Source organism: Microcystis sp. M53598_WE2 (assembly GCF_030067735.1).
Taxonomy (GTDB): domain Bacteria; phylum Cyanobacteriota; class Cyanobacteriia; order Cyanobacteriales; family Microcystaceae; genus Microcystis; species Microcystis aeruginosa.
The window spans coordinates 1-4,164 of sequence record NZ_JASJFE010000131.1; the positions used below are offsets into that span (position 1 = coordinate 1).

3 protein-coding genes and 1 pseudogene are annotated in these 4,164 nt (G+C 41.6%); 1 reads left to right on the forward strand and 3 read right to left on the reverse strand.

The features are described 5' to 3' along the window. Window positions 1-161: pseudogene (locus tag PX636_RS02965) on the forward strand (urease accessory protein UreG); the annotation flags it as partial. 9 nt (window positions 162-170) lie between these two features. Here PX636_RS02965 and PX636_RS02970 read toward each other — a convergent pair. From PX636_RS02970 to PX636_RS02980, 3 genes are all read right to left on the reverse strand, one after another. Continuing rightward, the gene (locus PX636_RS02970; protein ID WP_288116173.1) at window positions 171-896 is read right to left on the reverse strand and encodes a WecB/TagA/CpsF family glycosyltransferase; all 726 of its coding nucleotides are present in this window, start codon (window positions 894-896) and stop codon (window positions 171-173) included. Window positions 897-923: 27 nt separating this feature from the next. Further along, entirely contained in the window at window positions 924-2,339 is a 1,416-nt protein-coding gene (locus tag PX636_RS02975) for an ABC transporter substrate-binding protein (protein WP_288116174.1), read from the reverse strand. 170 nt (window positions 2,340-2,509) lie between these two features. Further along, on the reverse strand, window positions 2,510-4,111 hold the full coding sequence (locus PX636_RS02980; RefSeq protein WP_288116175.1) for a B12-binding domain-containing radical SAM protein: 1,602 nt from the start codon (window positions 4,109-4,111) through the stop codon (window positions 2,510-2,512). Between the last annotated feature and the right edge of the window lie 53 nt (window positions 4,112-4,164).

Sequence of the window (4,164 nt, forward strand, 5' to 3'; positions counted from 1 at the left end):
TAATTAATAAAATAGATTTAGCCCCGATGGTGGGGGCAGATTTAGGAGTGATGGATAGAGATGCCAAAAAGATGCGCGGGGATAAACCCTTTATCTTCACCAACTTGAAAACACGGGAAGGATTAGAGCGAGTGATTGCCTTTATCGAAAAGAATTTATAATAACTCTTGCTAGGAATAAAAAAGAGAGCGCCAGAAAAACTTAGGTAAAGCTAACATTCTTTTCCAGCGCCAAGGTTCCTGATAGAGTCGATACAACCACTCTAAATTATTGTCACAGAAAAAGCGAGGGGCGCGGATTTTTGTCCCGGACCAGATATCAAAACTGCCCCCCACACCTACCCAGATAGCTTGGGGACAGAGATTGCGATGTTCCCTAATCCAATATTCTTGTCGGGGTACTCCCAAACCAACTAAAATTAACCGCGGTTGTTGATCTTTTAACACCTCGATCCAATCGGACATTTCCTGGGAGGATAGATAACCGTGGTTAGACAGAATACGGATATTAGGTATCTTTTTTTGCCAATTACTTGCCGCTTTTTCCGTAATCCCCGGTTGACCACCAAAAAAAGCAATAGGAAAACTCTCTCCCTGCATTCCTAACTCAGTAATTAAGGATTCTGATAGTTCAATACCGGGGCAGCGGGTTTGTTTTTTACCCCTTAATTTTAAGTAAATGACAATCCCCGCGCCGTCGGGAATAACTAAATCTGCTTCCCGAATAACTTGGGCAACTTTAGCATCATTTTCCCCTAACATTGCCATTTCTGCATTAAGAGTGACAACGTGGGAACCAAAACCTTGATAGAGGCGATCAATTAACCAACGACTGTAGTTATCGAGGAGATGAACCGGTAAACCAAGAACAGAATATTTGGGGGGAGTTTCTAACATATAATTCATCTTGATTTAGTTTTTATTTTATCGAGAAATTGGCACAAAATCCACCCCAAAACTAGAACGAGAACCGGGTTGAACTACCACTAATTGCACGGATTGATTGCGATCGCCAGAGGGTAAAAATCGCACTGGATTAGTCGCCCCAGGCACAGAAAAATCACTGCTTCTTAACGCCCGTTGAACTCCCTCTCGGCTAGATTCGGCCCCAATGCCAGCGACTAAAGCCTGGGTAGCGTCATAGGCGGTAGCCGTGCGCCAATTTACGTCTCCTTGCCACAATTGGCGGGATTTATTCACAAAAGGACTGTTCGGATTAGCCCCCAAATGCCAAGCGATAGCGACAACCATGCCCAAGGCCTTTTTTCCGCCTACATCCAGAGTTTTGGGGCTATAAACGTCATCACCCGCCACAATCGGTAATTTTTGACCATTGATTTGAACCACCTGCAAAGCCTTATCTAGGCTACCACTATCCCCAAGAAGGGCGATGAGATTTGCTCCCTCCTGTTGAGCTTGTTGGAGGCTTTTAGAAGGGGTAAAAGTGAGGGAAGATAGATCAAATTCACTCACCACTTGACCTCCTCCTAATCCTAAAGCGGTGATAAATTCAGATTTTAGGGATTGACTATAATTACTTTGGGAGTTAAAAAATACCACTGCCTTGACGTTAGGATTTTTTTGCAAGCTAGATTCGGCTAATGCCCGTGCCGCCGCAAAATCACTGGGAACAGAACGAAAGATATAGTCACCAAAATTGGAGAGTTTAGTTGAGGTACTGATGGGGGAAATCATTACTAATCCTGCTTTTTGATAGATAGCAGCCGCCGCTAAAGAGGTATCACTGCTAGTGTGTCCTACTACTCCTAAAATGCTGTCAACAGCCGCTAATTTTTGGGCAATTTGAGCAGCAATTTCGGGACTATCAGCATCATCAGCAATGAGAACTTTTAAAGGAATGCCATTAATTCCCCCAGCTTGATTGATTTGATTTTGAGATTGGGCGACTCCTCGTAAAACTTCTAGGGCGGTGTTGACATCGCTCCCAATTGGCACGGAAACGGCGATAGTATAGGACTTAGCTTGACCAATACGGGCGTTATTTAAGTAGATGAGAGCTTCCGGATCATTTTGATTAGCTCGCAGGGATTTTTCTAGGAGGTAAACTGCTTGCTGAAAGTCTCCTTTCCCGATTGCCTGTATAGCAGCTTGTTTGTCAGAAGAAGCCCCGTCAACTATTAATAAGTTTTCCCCTTGACTAAATTTTGCTTGTGCCGATACCGATTTTTGCTCCGGTGATATTTTCTCGATTTCAGAAAGATTGGTTGGGCTATTTGATCCTTGAAAACGATTGTATAACCACCAACTACCTACCCCAAAAAATAGTAGGGTAATCAGCAGGGATAAAAGCAGGGTAACTGTATCATTTTTCTGGCTCATGGGCTGATCAACTAAGATTAAATTAATGGTTTAATCGGGATTGATAGTTAATAAAAGTACCAATTCAAGTCTGAATTGCACCAATATCCGATCTACCTTGATAGAATACCTCATGTGGGGTCTGATAGTCAAGACATTGTTGAAATGCGTCTTAGCTTATTAGCGATACTTTACCTTTTTGTTTGGGAATCTTCTAAATGTTTTACCAAAACATTTGAGGATAAAGGACCGTGTAAATGACTCCAGGGTAAAACCTGTTCTAAACGCCATTGCTGATGGACGTAATAATCTAGAGGGGGAATTTGTCCTTTTAGTTCCTTAAAAGCCCGTTTATAACTGCCTAAAGAATCACCGTAGCCACGGGTTAATTCTAACAGGGAAGTCAAGCGGCGATCGCCTCTAGATAATAAAGCTTGAATCACTGACCAATTATAACTTTCTGGTCGAAATTCTATGCCCTGTTTACCTAATTGTTTCTCTAGATATTTTAATCTTTTTTCGGCCATTTTATTAACTCCAAACCACTGAAAAGGAGTATGGGATTTAGGCACAAAGGTGCTGCAACCGAAAGAAATTCGCAGTCCAGAGGCGGCTTTTTTTAAGGCTATTAACATTTCCACAGTCGCCGCAATATCTTCGGTTTCTTCTCCCGGTATTCCCACCATACCATAGAGTTTTATCCCTTTTAAACCGCCCGCTTTAGCATTAATAGCAGCTTGGATAATTTCATCATTGGCTAACTTTTTGTTGATAATTTCCCGCAAGCGATCGGAACCACTTTCTACGGCAATAGTAATTGATTTGGTGTCTCTTTGGGATAAAATTCTGGCTAATTTTTCCGTGACAGTATTAGTTCTAACTGAAGCGATCGAGAGTCTAACCCCCTCAAATTTTGGTTGAAAAAGATAATCGAGTAAGGTTTCAAATTCAGGATGTTGGCTGACGGAAGCACCTAATAAACCCAGGCGATCGGTCACTTTTAAACCTTTTTCAATGGCGGGAATTAAAGATTCTAAACTAGCGGTACGAAAGGGTAAAGTTAGATAACTAGCTAAACAAAAACGGCACATTTCTGGACAACTTCGCACCACCTCTACCATATAAATATTTTCCCATGCCGCTTGTTTTGTCACCACCGTAGAAGCAGAAAGGGTATTACTGCGATAGGTTTGTTTACTAACAAAGGCGGGAACATTATTATCTATGGGTAGAATTGCTGTAATTTCGCCATCGGGACTATCATAATTAACGGTATATAAACTAGGAACATACACCCCCGGAACCTGGGACAAATGACGGAGTTTTGTCGGGCGATCAGCGTTTCTCACCTCTTGATAGGCATTAATAAAATCGGCAATTAAATTTTCACCATCTCCCAATAAAATTACATCAAAAAAAGCGGCAAAAGGTTCGGGATTAGCGGTTAAAACTGGACCACCTCCGAAAATTATCGCTTGCCTATCTTGCCGTTGATGACTGTGACAAGGAATTTCTAAAGATTCTAACAGCGAGAGGATATTAACATAGTCTAATTCCCAAGAAAAGGAAAAGCCGACTAATTCGGGATAACGGGGTAAAGATTCTTGAAAATCCGTAAATAAACGACTAACTTGTATATCCGATCGCAGGGCTAAAGTTGCCCAAACAATTTGATAACCTAAACTGGTTATACCCACAGAATACTGATTAGGAAAGGCAAAAATAGTTCTAAGGGCATCACTGTGGGGTATTGCGGGAGTAAAGAGGAGTTTTTCGTCTTGTAAGATGGTCATTTCAGTTATCAGTTATCAGTTATCAGTTATCAGTTATCAGTTATCAGTTATCA